This window comes from Streptomyces sp. CB09001 (genome assembly GCF_003369795.1).
Classification (GTDB): domain Bacteria; phylum Actinomycetota; class Actinomycetes; order Streptomycetales; family Streptomycetaceae; genus Streptomyces.
In genome coordinates, this window is sequence record NZ_CP026730.1 from 1,648,626 (window position 1) to 1,663,192 (window position 14,567).

General features: G+C 73.8%; 13 protein-coding genes. 9 read left to right on the forward strand and 4 right to left on the reverse strand.

Annotation, left to right across the window (positions count from 1 at the left end; genetic code table 11):
• Positions 1–170: 170 nt before the first annotated feature.
• The 3 genes from C4J65_RS07730 (at position 171) to C4J65_RS07740 (ending at position 2,795) form a co-directional block, all read left to right on the forward strand.
• Complete coding sequence (locus C4J65_RS07730; RefSeq protein ID WP_115746340.1) at positions 171–809, forward strand: DUF3043 domain-containing protein; 639 nt, start codon at positions 171–173, stop codon at positions 807–809.
• Between the two features lie 83 nt (positions 810–892).
• Entirely contained in the window at positions 893–1,594 is a 702-nt protein-coding gene (locus C4J65_RS07735; protein WP_115741730.1) for a methyltransferase domain-containing protein, read from the forward strand.
• A gap of 100 nt (positions 1,595–1,694) precedes the next feature.
• Positions 1,695–2,795 (forward strand): trypsin-like peptidase domain-containing protein, encoded by a 1,101-nt coding sequence (locus C4J65_RS07740; protein ID WP_115741731.1) that lies wholly within the window; start codon positions 1,695–1,697, stop codon positions 2,793–2,795.
• Between the two features lie 73 nt (positions 2,796–2,868).
• Here C4J65_RS07740 and C4J65_RS07745 read toward each other — a convergent pair whose 3' ends face one another.
• Positions 2,869–3,117, reverse strand: coding sequence for a hypothetical protein (locus tag C4J65_RS07745; protein ID WP_115746341.1), 249 nt, complete (start codon positions 3,115–3,117; stop codon positions 2,869–2,871).
• A 208-nt stretch (positions 3,118–3,325) separates the two neighbouring features.
• Here C4J65_RS07745 and C4J65_RS07750 point away from each other — a divergent pair, with 208 nt between their 5' ends.
• Entirely contained in the window at positions 3,326–4,525 is a 1,200-nt protein-coding gene (locus C4J65_RS07750) for a bifunctional adenosylcobinamide kinase/adenosylcobinamide-phosphate guanylyltransferase (RefSeq protein WP_115741732.1), read from the forward strand.
• Here the strand turns inward: C4J65_RS07750 and C4J65_RS07755 are convergent.
• The gene (locus C4J65_RS07755; protein ID WP_162833073.1) at positions 4,514–5,275 is read right to left on the reverse strand and encodes a class I SAM-dependent methyltransferase; all 762 of its coding nucleotides are present in this window, start codon (positions 5,273–5,275) and stop codon (positions 4,514–4,516) included. The genes C4J65_RS07750 and C4J65_RS07755 overlap by 12 nt on opposite strands.
• A gap of 112 nt (positions 5,276–5,387) precedes the next feature.
• On the opposite strand from C4J65_RS07755, the gene cobT reads away from it, so the two are divergent.
• Entirely contained in the window at positions 5,388–6,461 is a 1,074-nt protein-coding gene (gene cobT, locus C4J65_RS07760; protein ID WP_115741734.1) for a nicotinate-nucleotide--dimethylbenzimidazole phosphoribosyltransferase, read from the forward strand.
• Between the two features lie 292 nt (positions 6,462–6,753).
• Here cobT and C4J65_RS07765 read toward each other — a convergent pair whose 3' ends face one another.
• Positions 6,754–7,494, reverse strand: coding sequence for a hypothetical protein (locus tag C4J65_RS07765; protein WP_115741735.1), 741 nt, complete (start codon positions 7,492–7,494; stop codon positions 6,754–6,756).
• A gap of 60 nt (positions 7,495–7,554) precedes the next feature.
• Between C4J65_RS07765 and C4J65_RS07770 the strand changes: the two genes are divergently transcribed.
• On the forward strand, positions 7,555–8,337 hold the full coding sequence (locus C4J65_RS07770; protein ID WP_115741736.1) for an adenosylcobinamide-GDP ribazoletransferase: 783 nt from the start codon (positions 7,555–7,557) through the stop codon (positions 8,335–8,337).
• 22 nt (positions 8,338–8,359) lie between these two features.
• Here the strand turns inward: C4J65_RS07770 and C4J65_RS07775 are convergent, their stop codons facing one another.
• Positions 8,360–9,169 carry an endo alpha-1,4 polygalactosaminidase gene (locus C4J65_RS07775; protein ID WP_115741737.1) on the reverse strand — a complete coding sequence of 270 codons (810 nt, stop codon included), beginning with the start codon at positions 9,167–9,169 and terminating at the stop codon, positions 8,360–8,362.
• Positions 9,170–9,420: 251 nt separating this feature from the next.
• On the opposite strand from C4J65_RS07775, the gene C4J65_RS07780 reads away from it, so the two are divergent.
• The 3 genes from C4J65_RS07780 to sucB all read left to right on the forward strand — a co-directional run bounded on the left by C4J65_RS07780 (position 9,421) and on the right by sucB (position 14,541).
• The gene (locus tag C4J65_RS07780) at positions 9,421–10,965 is read left to right on the forward strand and encodes a leucyl aminopeptidase (RefSeq protein ID WP_115741738.1); all 1,545 of its coding nucleotides are present in this window, start codon (positions 9,421–9,423) and stop codon (positions 10,963–10,965) included.
• 366 nt (positions 10,966–11,331) lie between these two features.
• Complete coding sequence (lpdA, locus tag C4J65_RS07785) at positions 11,332–12,720, forward strand: dihydrolipoyl dehydrogenase (protein ID WP_162833074.1); 1,389 nt, start codon at positions 11,332–11,334, stop codon at positions 12,718–12,720.
• 63 nt (positions 12,721–12,783) lie between these two features.
• On the forward strand, positions 12,784–14,541 hold the full coding sequence (sucB, locus tag C4J65_RS07790) for a 2-oxoglutarate dehydrogenase, E2 component, dihydrolipoamide succinyltransferase (protein WP_115741739.1): 1,758 nt from the start codon (positions 12,784–12,786) through the stop codon (positions 14,539–14,541).
• The last annotated feature ends 26 nt before the right edge of the window (positions 14,542–14,567 follow it).

Consider the following 14,567-nt stretch of genomic DNA (forward strand, 5'->3'; position numbering starts at 1 on the left):
TCGGGGACGGATGCGCTCATCCCCAAGGACGACTGCGTACGTTCCCGGTCCGGCGTAGGGAGTAGGTGCTCCCCGGGGGTGTCCGGTATGCACCGGCGCCCGAGGCCGTACACAACGTCCCCTCTGTCCTTTTACAGACGACCGGCGTTGCCGGATCGTTCCCCACCGGACTGGGGTCCACACCCCGGGACCCCGTACCCTTGGGTTTTGTGTTCCGTAGCCGTGCCAAGGATGAGAAGGCCCAGAGCGCCGTCAGCGCGCAGGTGACCGACTCCAGTCAGCCCCGTGACCCGCAGGCCCCGAAGGGAAGGCCCACGCCCAAGCGCAGTGCGGCCCAGTCCCAGCGCCGCAGCGTCGCCAATACGCCGATGACGCGCAAGGACGCCTCCAAGCGCCAGCGCGAGGAGCGGCGGACCGCGATGGCCCGGCAGCGCGAGGCCCTCGCGAAGGGCGACGAGCGGTACCTGCCGGCCCGTGACAAGGGCCCGGTCCGCAAGTTCGCCCGCGACTTCGTCGACTCGCGGTTCAACATCGCGGAGTACTTCCTGCCGATGGCCGTGATCATCCTCGTGCTGAGCATGATCCGGGTGGCCTCGCTGCAGAACGTCGCGCTGCTGCTGTGGCTGGTCGTGATCGTGCTGATCGTGGTGGACTCGATCGTCACCGGCTTCCGGCTGAAGAAGCGGCTCGCCGAGCGCTTCCCGGACGAGCGCCGCCGCGGTGCGGTCGCGTACGCGCTGATGCGCTCGCTCCAGATGCGCCGGCTGCGGCTGCCCAAGCCCCAGGTCAAGCGTGGGGAGCGGCCCTGAGCACGACGCCGTTCACCGAGGGCGCGGCCGAGGCCTGGACGGCGGGACTGTCCGGGCTTCGCAACGTCGTACGGCAGGAGCTGGTGGCCCGGCAGCTGGACGAGCAGATAGCGGGGCGTTTCGCGGTGGGCCGGCGGCTGCGCGTGCTCGACGTCGGGATGGGCCAGGGCACCCAGGCGCTGCGACTGGCCCGGGCCGGGCACCAGGTGACCGGCGTGGAGCGGGACGCGACGATGATCGCCGCCGCGCGCGACGCCCTGGCCGGCCAGCCCGAGGGCATCCGGGAGCGGATGCGGATCGTCGAGGGTGACGGCCGGGACACCGGCGTGCACTTCCTGCCGGGCAGCTTCGACGTGGTGCTGTGCCACGGCGTGCTCATGTACGTCGAGGAGCCCGATCCACTGCTGGCGGGGCTGGCCCGGATGCTCGCGCCCGGCGGCCTGCTGTCCCTCGTGGTGCGCAACGGCGACGCGCTCGCGCTGCGCCCGGGCCTGCACGGCGACTGGTCGGGCGCGCTGGCCGCATTCGACACCACGAACTACCGCAACCGCCTGGGCCTAGACGTCCGCGCGGACCGGCTGGCGACGCTGACGGCGAAGCTCGCGGGCATCGGCGCGCCGCTGCACACCTGGTACGGCGTCCGGGTCTTCACGGACACGGCGCCCGACGGAGCCGCGCCCCCCGCCGGCCTCGAGGCCCTGCTGGCCGCCGAGGAGCGGGCCGGCCGGACGGACCCGTACCGCTCGGTCGCGGCGCTGCTGCATCTGTGCGGGGTGCGCGGCTAGCCGTCGCCCCACCGGCCCGGCACCACCACCCGCCCGGCCGCGGCGCCCGTTCGGGTGTGCACCGGGCGCCGGGCGCCGGGGGCCCGGTGAGACTCGGGCCATGGACACTTCCCGCACCCGTCTGCGCCGTCTGCGCCGTCTGCTCGCTCCGGTGGCCGTACCGGCCTGCGCCGCCCTGCTGCTCGCGACCGGCTGTTCCGACGCCGGTCCGGGGGCCGACCGTGGTTCGGGGAGCGCGCGGGAGGGCGACACGGCGCAGGCCGCGGCGCCGCGCGCGGCCAGTGAGCTGGAGGCCGCCTACGAGCGGGTGATCAAGGACGTACTGCCGTCGGTCGTACAGATCCAGGCGGGCGACTCCCTGGGGTCGGGGGTCGTGTACGACGACAAGGGGCACATCGTCACCAACGCGCACGTCGTCGGGGACGGCAGGTCCTTCCGGGTGACGACGGCCCGCGCCGAGGGCGTCCTGACCGCGAAGCTGGTCTCCTCCTACCCGGAGCAGGATCTGGCGGTCATCAAGCTGGACAAGGTGCCCGAGGGCATGAAGGCGGCCCGCTTCGCGGACTCCGCGAAGGTCGAGGTCGGGCAGATCGTGCTGGCGATGGGCTCGCCGCTCGGCCTGTCCTCCAGCGTGACGCAGGGCATCGTGTCGGGAACCGGGCGGACCGTGACGGAGGGCAGCAGCGGGGGCGGCACGGGCGCGACCATCGCCAACATGGTGCAGACGTCGGCGGCCATCAACCCGGGCAACAGCGGGGGCGCCCTGGTGAACCTGGACGGGCAGGTGATCGGCATCCCGACGCTGGCGGCGACCGACCCGGGCCTCGGCGACAGCGCGGCGCCCGGCATCGGCTTCGCGATCCCTGCGTCGATGGTGTCGACGGTGGCGGGGCAGATCGTCAAGGACGGCAAGGTCACCGACTCGGGCCGGGCCGCACTGGGCATCACCGCCCGTACGGTCGTCGACGACGACTACCGCCCGGCCGGGGTGGCCGTCGTCGAGGTGAGCGACGGCGGGGCCGCCGACGACGCCGGGCTGCGCCCCGGGGACGTCCTCGTCAGGCTCGGGGACACGGACATCACCACCATCACGTCGCTGTCCGAGGCGCTGGCGTCGATGCGGCCGGGCGACCGGACGAAGGTGACGTACACCCGGGACGGCAAGGAGCACACCGCCGAGGTGACGCTCGGCGAGCAGTGACGGGGGCGGAGCCGCGGCGCGGTGCTCGCCCGCGCGGGCCCGTAGCAGCACCGCGCTGCCCCGCCCCCGGGCCTCAGGCCTCGGTCCCCGCCTCGGCCTCGGCATCGGCCTCCGCCTCCTCGGCGTGCAGGCTCATCGGGCCGTAGATCTCGGTGGAGTCCTCGAAGAGCCGCACCTGGTCGGTGCCGCCCGCCCGGAGGTCCTTCCACTGCTCCCCGATCCAGGACTCGGCGTCCCCTTGCGTGGTGAACTCCTCGGGCTGCACCGCGGGCTGGACCTCCGTCCCGTCGGCCGCCTCGAACCGCCACGTCCATGCCGCCATGTCCGCCTCCAAGATGTGAGCACATGCAGAGTGGAAGCCGGACCTTGATCCGCCTCCGCCCGCAGCCTATGCGCTGAACCGGGCGCGCCGTAGAAGGCCCGGGGAGAAGGCCCCGGAGGAGGGCCCCGGGGACGGGAACGGTCGCGGCACCCGCCCCTCGGGGGGACTCGGGCGCGCATGTCGCCGGGTGACCGGCGAAAATCGGTGCGTGGACGTGACTCTGCTCGGCACCGGTGCCCCCGCGGGACTCCCCCGCCCCGACTGTCCCTGCGCGGCCTGTGCCGCGGCGCAGGGCGAGGACGCGCGTGCGGCGACCGCGCTGCTGGTGGACGGCGCGCTGCTGCTCGACCTGACGCCCGGCGCCGCGTTCGCCGCCGCGAGGGCCGGGCACTCCCTGGCCGGGGTACGGCAGGTACTGCTCTCCCACCCGCACGACGGTCCCGCGGTGGAGGTGCCGGCCGGGCTGCCGCAGCCGGGCCGGGTGCCGGACGGGCGGGAGCTGGCGCTGCTGACGGGGCACCGGGTGCGGGCGGTGGCGCTGGACGCGCCGGGCACGGGTTACGCCGTGACGGGACCCGACGGCCGGCGGCTCCTCTACGTGCCGCCGGGCGGCGCCCCGGCGGGCCTGGAGGAGCCCGCGGAGCCCTACGACCTGGTCCTCGCGGACGTCGTGGGACGGCCGGACGCGCTGGCGCGGCTGCGGGCGGTGGGAGCGGCGGGCCCGACCACGGACGTCGTCGCCGTCCACCTGGACCACGACGTGCCGCCGGGCCGGGAGCTGGCGCGGCGGCTCGCGGCAGCGGGCGCACGGGCGGTGCCGGACGGCACGACGCTGGCGGTGGGCTCGTACGAGGACGTACCCGACGTACCGCGGCGCACCCTGGTCCTGGGCGGCGCGCGGTCGGGCAAGTCGGTGGAGGCGGAACGCCGCCTCGAACCCTTCCCCGACGTCCTCTACGTGGCCACCGGAGGCTCCCGGAACGGCGACACCGAATGGGCGGCCCGGGTCGGCGCGCACCGGGAACGCCGCCCCGGTTCCTGGCGGACCGCCGAGACCTGCGACCTGGTCCCCCTCCTGAAGGACCAGGGCCCGCCCCTCCTCGTCGACTGCCTGTCCCTGTGGCTGACGGACGCGATGGACGCGGTCGGCGCGTGGGACGACGCGGAGTGGGCCGACGGCGGCGAACGGGCGCTCCGGGACCGGGTGCGGGAACTGACGGAGGCGGTCCGCACCACCCGCCGCACACTGGTGGCGGTGTCGAACGAGGTCGGCTCGGGCATCGTCCCGGCCACGGCGTCCGGCCGCCGCTACCGTGATGAACTCGGCCGCCTGAACGCGGCGTTCGCGGCCGAGTGCGAGCAGGTGCTGCTGGTGGTGGCGGGCCAGGCGCTGGTACTACGGGGCTGAACCGTCCTTGCGCGCGACGACGCGGTGGCCCCGGGCACCCGTGAGGACCGTGCAGCCCTGGGCGACGAGTTCGGCGGCCAGCCCGACGGGGTGGACGGGCGTCAGGCGCCGCGGGTCGGCCACGTCGACGAGCAGATGCCCGCCGGGCCGCAGCACCCGCAGCGCGGCCCGCAGCTCCGCCCGGGGGTCCGGAACGCGCTCCAGATACTGGAAGAGGCTCACGACGTCGTAGCGTTCCCGCAGCCGGGCCGCGATGTGCCGGTCCGTCAACCGGCCGACGAAGGCCTCCTCGACCCGCTCCACGGCGCGGGCCCGCAGCACGCGGTGGGTGGCGTCCAGCCCGTCGAACGCGGTGTACGGGAAGTACGTACGGGCGGTCCGGGGGAAGTCGGCGTCCCCGGTGCCGACGTCCAGCCAGCTCTCGGGCTCGGGACAGTGGCGGGACAGGGCACGGGCGGCCAGCCGGTGTCTGAGCCGGGCACCGGCCCGGACCAGGGGATGCTCGGGGCCGGGGGTGAGCGGCGGATTCCGGAAGACGTGCCGGCAGTCCGCGCACCGCTCGACCGGGGACCGGTGGGGTGCTCCCTGCCGCGGCCCGGCACCGCGCGGCCGGGTCCGCAGCCGCCGGGAGCCGCACCAGGGGCAGTCCTCGCGGTACGGCCCGTACGGGGGGACGGGAGGCACCGAAGGGGCGGAGGTTGCGGACACGGGCGGCTCCCGACACGAGACGTACGCGGGCATGTGAGGCATTCCTGGCAAAACGTTACGTAGGTGAGCGCGATCCGGGGCGCAACGACGCCGCCCGGACGTGCTGTCCACGGGCCCTCCTTGGTGTTCGACCGGGGCCGGTACTGTTCGGCGAATGAGCTCGCTGAATCTCGACGACTTCACCGACCTGATCGAGCGCCCCGACGGCGGGGTACGTCGCGACGCTGAGGCGCGCCGGGAGCGTCAGGCCGTCCCGCCCGGATCGCTGGGCCGCCTCGACGACCTGGGCGAGTGGCTGTCGGCGGCCCAGTCCGCCGTCCCGGTACGCCCGGTCGTACGTCCCCGGGTGGTGCTCTTCGCCGGCGATCACAAGGTCGCCGAGCTGGGCGTGTCGGCGCGGCCCGCGGGCGGTGCCGGTGAGCTGGTGCGCGAGGTCCTGGAGGGCGGCCGGCCGGTGTCGGTGCTCGCCAGGCGCCTGGACGTGCCCGTGCGCGTCGTCGACATGGCCCTGGACTGCGACCCGGAGAAGCTGCCTGCCGAGGTCGCCGGGCACCGGGTGCGCCGGGCCGGGGGACGCATCGACATCGAGGACGCGCTGACCCTCGAGGAGGCGGAGGCCGCCTTCCGGGCCGGGATGGCGGTGGCCGACGAGGAGGCCGACTCGGGCACCGACCTGGTGGTGCTGGGCGACGTGAGCGTGGGCGGTACGACGGCGGCGGGGACGCTGGTGGCCGCGCTGTGCGGGACGGACGCGTCGGTCGTGACCGGCCGGGGCGGGCTGCCGATCGACGACCTGGCCTGGATGCGCAAGTGCGCGGCGATCCGCGACGCGCTGCGCCGCGCGCGTCCGGTCCTCGGCGACCAGTTGCAGCTCCTCGCCACGGTCGGCGGCGCGGACCTCACCGCCATGACGGGCTTCCTGCTGCAGAGCGCGGTGCGGAAGGTGCCGGTGATCCTTGACGGTGTCGTGACGGCCGCGTGCGCGCTGGTCGGGCAGCGGGTCGCCTTCCGGGCACCGGACTGGTGGCTGGCGGCGCACGACAGCGGGGAGCCGGGCCAGGCCAAGGCGCTGGACCGGATGGCGATGGAACCGCTGCTGTCCCAGGGCGTGAAGGTGGGCGAGGGCGCGGGTGGATTGCTGGCGCTGCCGTTGGTCCAGGCGGCGGCGTCCTTGGCGGCGGAGCTGCCGGAGGTCTCCGACGGTGAGGCCGTGACCGGGGGCGGGTGAACGCGGTTCGGCCGACCGGGGTGGTCCGGTTCCCGGCGTGGGTCGCGCGCCCGGCGTTGCACCCGGCGCCCGGGGCGGGTGCGGGCGCGAGGGGGACACGGCCCGGCGTAGCGGGGTGCCTCCCCCAGCGCCTGAACGGCCTGGGAGGTACCCCCACCGCCCACCCGTGCCGCCCCAGCGGCACGACTGCCCTCAGTGGCGGCGGCGGGCGGCGACTGCCCGCAGCGGCGGCGGCGGGCGGCGACTGCCCTCAGTGGCGGCGGCGGGCGGCGACTGCCCGGCCCAGGGGCCGTCACCGGGGGTCCGGGCGCCCGCCGATCCAGTCCTGGACGACGCGGCGCGGCCCCGACCAGCGGCGGTCGTGGCGGTCGGCGCGCAGCCGGGCCCGTGCGCGGGCCCGCGGCCGCCGGGCGTAGAACCGGCGGGCCCACGGAGACCCCGGCCGGGCCAGACGCACCGCGCCGATCAGGGCGATCAAGGGCACGATGACCCCGAAGACCGCCAGCCGCGCCTTGCCCTTGGCCAGGGCGAGGAGGGAGAACAGGAAGTTCCCCGCGACCGTCGCGATGACGTTCGTACGGTCCTGCAACTCGTCCTGGGACATGCCGTCGACGCCGAACGGCGTGAAGCCCGCGAGGACCAGCCCGACCAGGGCCGCGGTGACCACCACGACCTCCACGCTCTTGCGCCCGGCCTCGCTCCAGTACACGTCGTCGAGGTGCAGGATCAGTGCGAACTCGTCCAGGACCAGCCCCACCCCGATACCGAAGACCACCGCCGCCAGCGCCGACCAGACCCCGTGCCGGCCCCCCGCGACCGCGCCGAAGCCGCCGACGACGGTGAGCACCACCCCCGGCACGACGTGGTGGATGTGCACCCCGCCCGCCTTGACGTTCCCGAAGGGCCCCTTGCCCGCCCGGATCAGGCGGGTGACGACCCGGGTGATCGTGAACGTCAGCACGAACGCCGCCAGCGCGAGGAGCAGCGGCAGCTTGCCCGGCTCCATGATGTTGCGCTGCCACCAATCTCCCATATGCGCACTTTATCCCCCGCGCCCGCCCGCACCCCGCCGACCGCCGGGTAGTCTGCGCCGGTGCTCAGGACCCCCTCCCCCCACGGCCTCCGCTTCGCCTTCGGCACCCTCACCGTGCTCCCGGTCAGGGTGACCCGCTGGGACCGGGACGCCGCGCGCGGCGGCATGCTGTGCGCGCCGCTGGCCGGACTGGCGGTGGGCGTCGCCGCGGCGGGCCTCGGGCTCCTGCTGCTCGCCCTGGGCGCGGGGAGCCTGCTCGCCGCCGTCGCCACGGCCGCCGTCCCCGCCGTACTCACGCGTGGACTGCACCTGGACGGACTGGCCGACACCGCCGACGGGCTGGGCAGCGGCAAGCCCGCCGAGGACGCCCTGCGGATCATGAAGCAGTCGGACATCGGACCGTTCGGCGTGCTCACTCTGCTGTTCGTGGTCCTCGCCCAAGTGGCCGCCCTGGCGCAGGCCTACGACGGCTCGTGGGCGCGGGGCACGCTCGCCGCCGTGGTGTCGGCGACCGCCGCCCGGCTGGCACTCACGACGGCGGCCCGGACCGGAGTGCCCGCCGCCCGCCCGGAGGGCCTGGGCGCGGCGGTCGCCGGGGTGGTCCCGGCCGGCGGGGCGCTGGCCGCGACGGCGGTCGTGACCGTGGCCGGTGCGGCGGCGGGCGCGTACCTGGGCCCGTACCACGCGCTGCGCACGGCACTCGCCGTGCTCTGCGCCGCCGCGGTGGCCGAACTCCTGCTGCGCCACTGCGTCCGCCGCTTCGGCGGCGTCACGGGCGACGTCTTCGGCGGTGTCGCGGAGACGGCGGCCACGACCGCCCTGATCGTGCTGGTCCTGGGCTGAGCCCGAGAACCGGGACCGGCGTTCAGCAGGCCTCCCGCCACGCCCCCAGTTCGTACTTCTTCAGCATCGAACTGAGCCGCAGCTCGCGCGAGTCGGCGCAGAAGCGCTCGGTCGGCAGTTCGTACTCGACGTGGAAGACCGCCTTGTCCGCGTCGACGAACGGCTGGTTGTCGGCGCACTCGCCGTACTGGGCGCACTGTTCGTTGACGGCGAAGTCGAAGTCGTCGACCAGTTCCGGGATCTGGTCCAGGTCGTTCTTCAGCCCGACGGCCATCCCGCGGTCGTGGGCGAGCTTCGCGATGAGCCGGTTGTAGCGGAGCTGGTCGTCGCCGGTGAGCGGGAAGCCGGTCTCGTTCTTGTAGCCGTCCATGTTGTCCGGCTCGACCGCGTCGAAGCCCTTCTCGCGGCACATGTCGAGGCGTTCGGCCATCAGCGGCTCCAGGACGTCCGTCGCGCGGATGTCCAGCCACCGCTCGCCGTCCCAGCCGTTGCCCTTGCCCAGCACTTCCTCGGGGAACGCGTCGGCGTCGGGCCGGAAGTCCTCCCAGGCGCCGGTGGAGACGTAGCAGATGACCTTGCGCCCGTCGTCGTGCAGGCCGGCGACCGTGGCCCTGCCGTGGTCGAAGCCGTCGATGTCGTAGACCGGTACGTCGACGGAGGTGTCGAGCCTGCCGCTGAGCTGCCACTGCCAGGCGGTGCCGGGCGTCGGCCGCCAGTGGCCGGCGGCCCCGCCGTCACCGGCCCCGCCGTCACCGCCGTCGCCGCCGGGGGCCGACGTGCAGCCGGCAAGCAGCAGCAGGAGAAGGGCTGTCGGCAGGACCGGGCGTCTCACGGGAAGTGCTCCAGAGTGCGGGAGGGGTGGGCGGCATGCCCCCGGAATGATCTCCCACCCGCACAGTCGCGAGGAAACCACGGCCCCGCGGGAGGGAGCGCGGCCGGGCGCGAGCGTAGGCTCGTGCCGAGTGTTCGCCTGCCCAGGCGAGGACCGCATCGCAGGAGGGATCTAGGGTCGGATGTCGGGCCCGGTCGACCCACCCGCATTCGGCCACACCAGACTTCATACGGAAGCGAGATTTCACCACCGTGACTGCTCTCACTCTCTCCACCGCCGCGGCGCCCGGCCTGCGGGCCGACGCGATCGTGATCGGCGTCGCCAAGGGCGCAGGCGGCCCGTCCGTCGCTCCGGGCGCCGAGGCCGTGGACAAGGCGTACGACGGCCGGCTCGCCGGCGTCCTGGAGACCCTGGGCGCCTCCGGTGCCGAGGGCGAGGTGACGAAGCTGCCCGCTCCGTCCGGCTTCAAGGCGCCCGTCGTGGTGGCGGTGGGCCTCGGTGCCGAGCCCGAGAAGGACGCCGGTTTCGACCCCGAGGCGCTGCGCCGGGCCGCGGGCGCGGCCGCCCGCGCCCTGGCCGGCGCCAAGAAGGCCGCCTTCGCCCTGCCGCTCACCGAGGCCGCCGACGCCGGTGTCGTCGCCGAGGGCGTGCTGCTCGGCGCGTACTCCTTCGACGCGTACAAGGAGTCGGCCAAGGAGGCCAAGGGCGCCAAGGCGAAGGCCAACGGCAACGGCAAGGCCCCGCTGGCGGAGGCCGCGCTGCTCGGCGGCAAGCCCCGCGACAAGGCGTACAAGGCCGCGATCGAGCGTGCCGCGGCCGTCGCCGAGGAGCTGAACCGCGCCCGCGACCTGGTCAACACCCCGCCGAACGACCTCGACCCGGAGGCCTTCGCGGCGGTGGCGCAGACGGCCGCCAAGGAGCACGGCATCAAGGTGCAGGTGCTCGACGAGAAGGCGCTCGCCAAGGGCGGCTACGGCGGCATCCTGGGCGTCGGCGCCGGTTCGGCGTCGGGTCCGCGGCTGGTGAAGCTGTCGTACACCTCGCCCAAGGCGACGAAGTCGCTCGCCTTCGTCGGCAAGGGCATCACGTACGACTCGGGCGGCATCTCGCTGAAGCCGGCCGGCCACAACGAGACGATGAAGTGCGACATGGCCGGTGCCGCCGCCGTGTTCGCGGCCGTGGTCGCCGCCGCGCGGCTCGGCCTGGAGGTCAACGTGACCGGCTGGCTTGCGCTGGCCGAGAACATGCCGTCGGGCTCCGCGACGCGCCCGGGCGACGTGCTGCGCATGTACAGCGGCAAGACGGTGGAGGTGCTCAACACCGACGCGGAGGGCCGGCTGGTGCTCGCCGACGCGCTGTGGGCGGCCTCGCAGGACAAGCCGGACGCGATCATCGACGTGGCGACGCTGACGGGCGCGATGATGCTGGCGCTGGGCAGCCGCACGTACGGGATCATGGCGAACGACGACGCGTTCCGCTCCGCGGTGCACGAGGCGGCGGAGGAGTCCGGCGAGCCGGCGTGGCCGATGCCGCTGCCGGAGCACCTGCGCAAGGGCATGGACTCGCCGACCGCGGACATCGCGAACATGGGTGAGCGGATGGGCGGCGGTCTGGTGGCCGGACTGTTCCTGCGGGAGTTCGTCGGCGAGGGCATCACCTGGGCGCACCTGGACATCGCGGGTCCGGCCTTCAACGAGGGCGGGCCGTTCGGGTACACGCCGAAGGGCGGTACCGGGACGGCGGTCCGGACGCTGGTACGGGTTGCCGAGCTGGCGGCCGCGGGTGAGCTGGGCTGAGGGCGCCTGAGGGGTTCGGGGCGCGGGTGACTGCGCGGCTGCGGGCCGGTCGTGGCTTGTCGCGCAGTTCCCCGCGCCCCCTGGTCGGCTGTCCTGGCGTCGGCCAAGCAGAACCGCACGCCGGTGGGGCCGCGGATCGGGAGACCGTCACAGTTCGGGCGGGGAGCCGGTCATAGTGTGGGGGACGAGCTTGAACGTGGGGCGTCTCACACCCCGGCCCCACGTCTCGTTCGCCTCTCACAAGTGCGAAGATGGAGCCCGGCAGGACAGGGCCCACCCAAGGGCCGAGAACAATGAGCGGCCGGACACCAGCCGCCGACCGGTCACTGGAGACCGGCCGTGGCGCACATGCATGGAGGACGTGACGTGGCGAACGACGCCAGCACCGTTTTCGACCTAGTGATCCTCGGCGGTGGCAGCGGTGGTTACGCCGCGGCGCTGCGCGGGGCACAGCTGGGCCTGGACGTCGCCCTGATCGAGAAGAACAAGCTCGGCGGCACCTGCCTGCACAACGGTTGCATTCCCACCAAGGCCCTGCTCCACGCGGGCGAGGTCGCCGACCAGTCCCGCGAGAGCGAGCAGTTCGGCGTCAAGACGTCCTTCGAGGGCGTCGACATGGCCGGCGTGCACAAGTACAAGGACGAGGTGATCGCCGGCCTGTACAAGGGGCTGCAGGGTCTGGTCGCCTCCCGCAAGATCACCTACATCGAGGGTGAGGGCCGGCTCTCCTCCCCCACCTCCGTCGATGTCAACGGCCAGCGTGTCCAGGGCCGCCACGTCCTGCTGGCGACCGGCTCCGTGCCGAAGACCCTGCCGGGCCTGGAGATCGACGGCAACCGGATCATCTCCTCGGACCACGCCCTCACGCTGGACCGCGTGCCGAAGTCCGCGATCGTGCTGGGCGGCGGCGTCATCGGCGTCGAGTTCGCCTCCGCGTGGAAGTCCTTCGGCTCCGAGGTCACGGTCATCGAGGGCCTCAAGCACCTCGTCCCGGTCGAGGACGAGAACAGCTCCAAGCTCCTGGAGCGCGCCTTCCGCAAGCGGGGCATCAAGTTCAACCTGGGCACCTTCTTCCAGAAGGCCGAGTACACCCAGGACGGCGTCAAGGTCACCCTCGCCGACGGCAAGGAGTTCGAGGCCGAGGTCCTGCTCGTCGCCATCGGCCGCGGCCCGGTCTCGCAGGGCCTGGGCTACGAGGAGAACGGCGTCGCGACGGACCGCGGCTTCGTCCTCGTGGACGAGTACATGCGGACCAACGTCCCGACCATCTCCGCCGTCGGTGACCTCGTTCCCACCCTCCAGCTCGCGCACGTCGGCTTCGCCGAGGGCATCCTGGTGGCGGAGCGGCTCGCCGGACTGAAGACCGTGCCGGTCGACTACGACGGCGTGCCGCGGGTGACGTACTGCCACCCGGAGGTCGCCTCCGTCGGTCTCACCGAGGCCAAGGCCAAGGAGGTCTACGGCGCGGACAAGGTCGTCTCCATCAAGTTCCCCCTCGGTGGCAACGGCAAGAGCCGCATCCTGAAGACCGCGGGCGAGATCAAGCTGGTCCAGGTCAAGGACGGTGCCGTGGTCGGCGTCCACATGGTCGGCGACCGCATGGGCGAGCAGGTCGGCGAGGCGCAGCTGATCTACAACTGGGAGGCGCTGCCGGCCGAGGTGGCCCAGCTCATCCACGCCCACCCGACGCAGAACGAGGCGCTCGGCGAAGCCCACCTGGCGCTGGCCGGCAAGCCGCTCCACATGCACGACTGACCGCTTCGGTCTTCGGGCGCGACGACACAGACTTCCGCAATTTCGTAAGGAGCAACCGAAACCATGGCGGTTTCCGTAACCCTTCCGGCGCTCGGCGAGAGCGTCACCGAGGGCACCGTCACCCGCTGGCTGAAGGCCGAGGGTGAGCGCGTCGAGGCCGACGAGCCGTTGCTCGAGGTCTCGACCGACAAGGTCGACACCGAGATCCCGGCCCCCGCCTCGGGCGTGCTGTCCTCCATCAAGGTCGCCGAGGACGAGACCGTCGAGGTCGGCGCCGAGCTGGCGCTGATCGACGACGGCAGCGGCGCCCCCGCCGCCGCTCCGGCCCCGCAGGCCGAGCAGGTCGCCGAGCCGGCTCCCGAGCCCGCCCCGGCCGCCCCCTCCACCGAGCAGGCCGCCCCGGCGCCCGCTCCCACCGCCGACGCCGCTGCCGGCGGCTCCGCGGAGGGCACGGACGTGGTCCTGCCCGCGCTCGGCGAGTCCGTCACCGAGGGCACCGTCACCCGCTGGCTGAAGTCGGTCGGTGACAGCGTCGAGGAGGACGAGCCGCTGCTCGAGGTCTCGACCGACAAGGTCGACACCGAGATCCCGGCGCCCGCCTCCGGCACCCTGCTGGAGATCGTGGTCGGCGAGGACGAGACGGCCGAGGTCGGCGCCAAGCTCGCCGTCATCGGTGCGGCGGGTGCCGCCCCGGCGGCTGCCCCGGCGGCCCCCGCCGCCCCGGCCCAGCCCGAGCCCACCCCGGCTCCGGCGGCCCCGGCTCCCGCGCAGGCCGCTCCGGCTCCCGCCCCGCAGGCGCCGCCGGCTCCGGCCCCGCAGCCCGCAGCCCCGGCGCCCGCGCCGGCCCCGGCCGCCGCTCCGGCTGCCCCGGCCGCCGCCCAGCCGGTGGACGACGGCGCCTACGTCACCCCGCTGGTGCGCAAGCTCGCCGCCGAGAACGGCGTCGACCTGTCCACCGTCAAGGGCACCGGCGTCGGCGGCCGTATCCGCAAGCAGGACGTCGCCGCCGCAGCCGAGGCCGCGAAGGCGGCCGCTGCGGCTCCGGCCGCCGCCCCCGCCGCGCCCGCCGCGAAGAAGGCCCCCGTCCTGGAGGCCTCCCCGCTGCGTGGCCAGACCGTCAAGATGCCGCGCATCCGCAAGGTCATCGGCGACAACATGGTCAAGGCGCTGCACGAGCAGGCCCAGCTGTCGTCGGTCGTCGAGGTCGACGTCACCCGTCTGATGAAGCTGCGCGCCCGTGCCAAGGACGCGTTCGCGGCACGCGAGGGCGTCAAGCTCTCCCCGATGCCGTTCTTCGTCAAGGCCGCGGCCCAGGCCCTCAAGGCCCACGCCCCGGTCAACGCCAAGATCAACGAGGCCGAGGGGACCATCACCTACTTCGACACCGAGAACATCGGTATCGCGGTGGACTCCGAGAAGGGCCTGATGACCCCGGTCATCAGGAACGCCGGTGATCTGAACCTGGCCGGCATCGCCAAGGCGACCGCCGACCTGGCGGGCAAGGTGCGGGCCAGCAGGATCAGCCCGGACGAGCTGGCCGGTGCGACCTTCACCATCAGCAACACCGGTTCGCGCGGCGCGCTGTTCGACACGATCATCGTGCCGCCGGGCCAGGTCGCCATCCTCGGCATCGGTGCCACGGTCAAGCGTCCGGCCGTCATCGAGACGGAGGACGGCCCGGTCATCGGCGTCCGCGACATGACGTACCTGACCCTGTCCTACGACCACCGTCTGGTGGACGGCGCCGACGCCGCCCGCTACCTGACGGCGGTCAAGGCGATCCTGGAGGCGGGCGAGTTCGAGGTCGAGCTCGGCCTGTAGTCACCCTCGCCAGTGGGCCTGTACGG

Bases quoted from the DNA above. Each gene is read 5' to 3' on its own strand.
- C4J65_RS07745 (WP_115746341.1), bottom strand. From the start codon at position 3,117: ATGGCGGCATGGACGTGGCGGTTCGAGGCGGCCGACGGGACGGAGGTC.
- cobT (WP_115741734.1), top strand. From the start codon at position 5,388: ATGAGCTCGCTGAATCTCGACGACTTCACCGACCTGATCGAGCGCCCC.
- C4J65_RS07755 (WP_162833073.1), bottom strand. From the start codon at position 5,275: ATGCCTCACATGCCCGCGTACGTCTCGTGTCGGGAGCCGCCCGTGTCC.
- sucB (WP_115741739.1), top strand. From the start codon at position 12,784: ATGGCGGTTTCCGTAACCCTTCCGGCGCTCGGCGAGAGCGTCACCGAG.
- C4J65_RS07740 (WP_115741731.1), top strand. From the start codon at position 1,695: ATGGACACTTCCCGCACCCGTCTGCGCCGTCTGCGCCGTCTGCTCGCT.
- C4J65_RS07765 (WP_115741735.1), bottom strand. From the start codon at position 7,494: ATGGGAGATTGGTGGCAGCGCAACATCATGGAGCCGGGCAAGCTGCCG.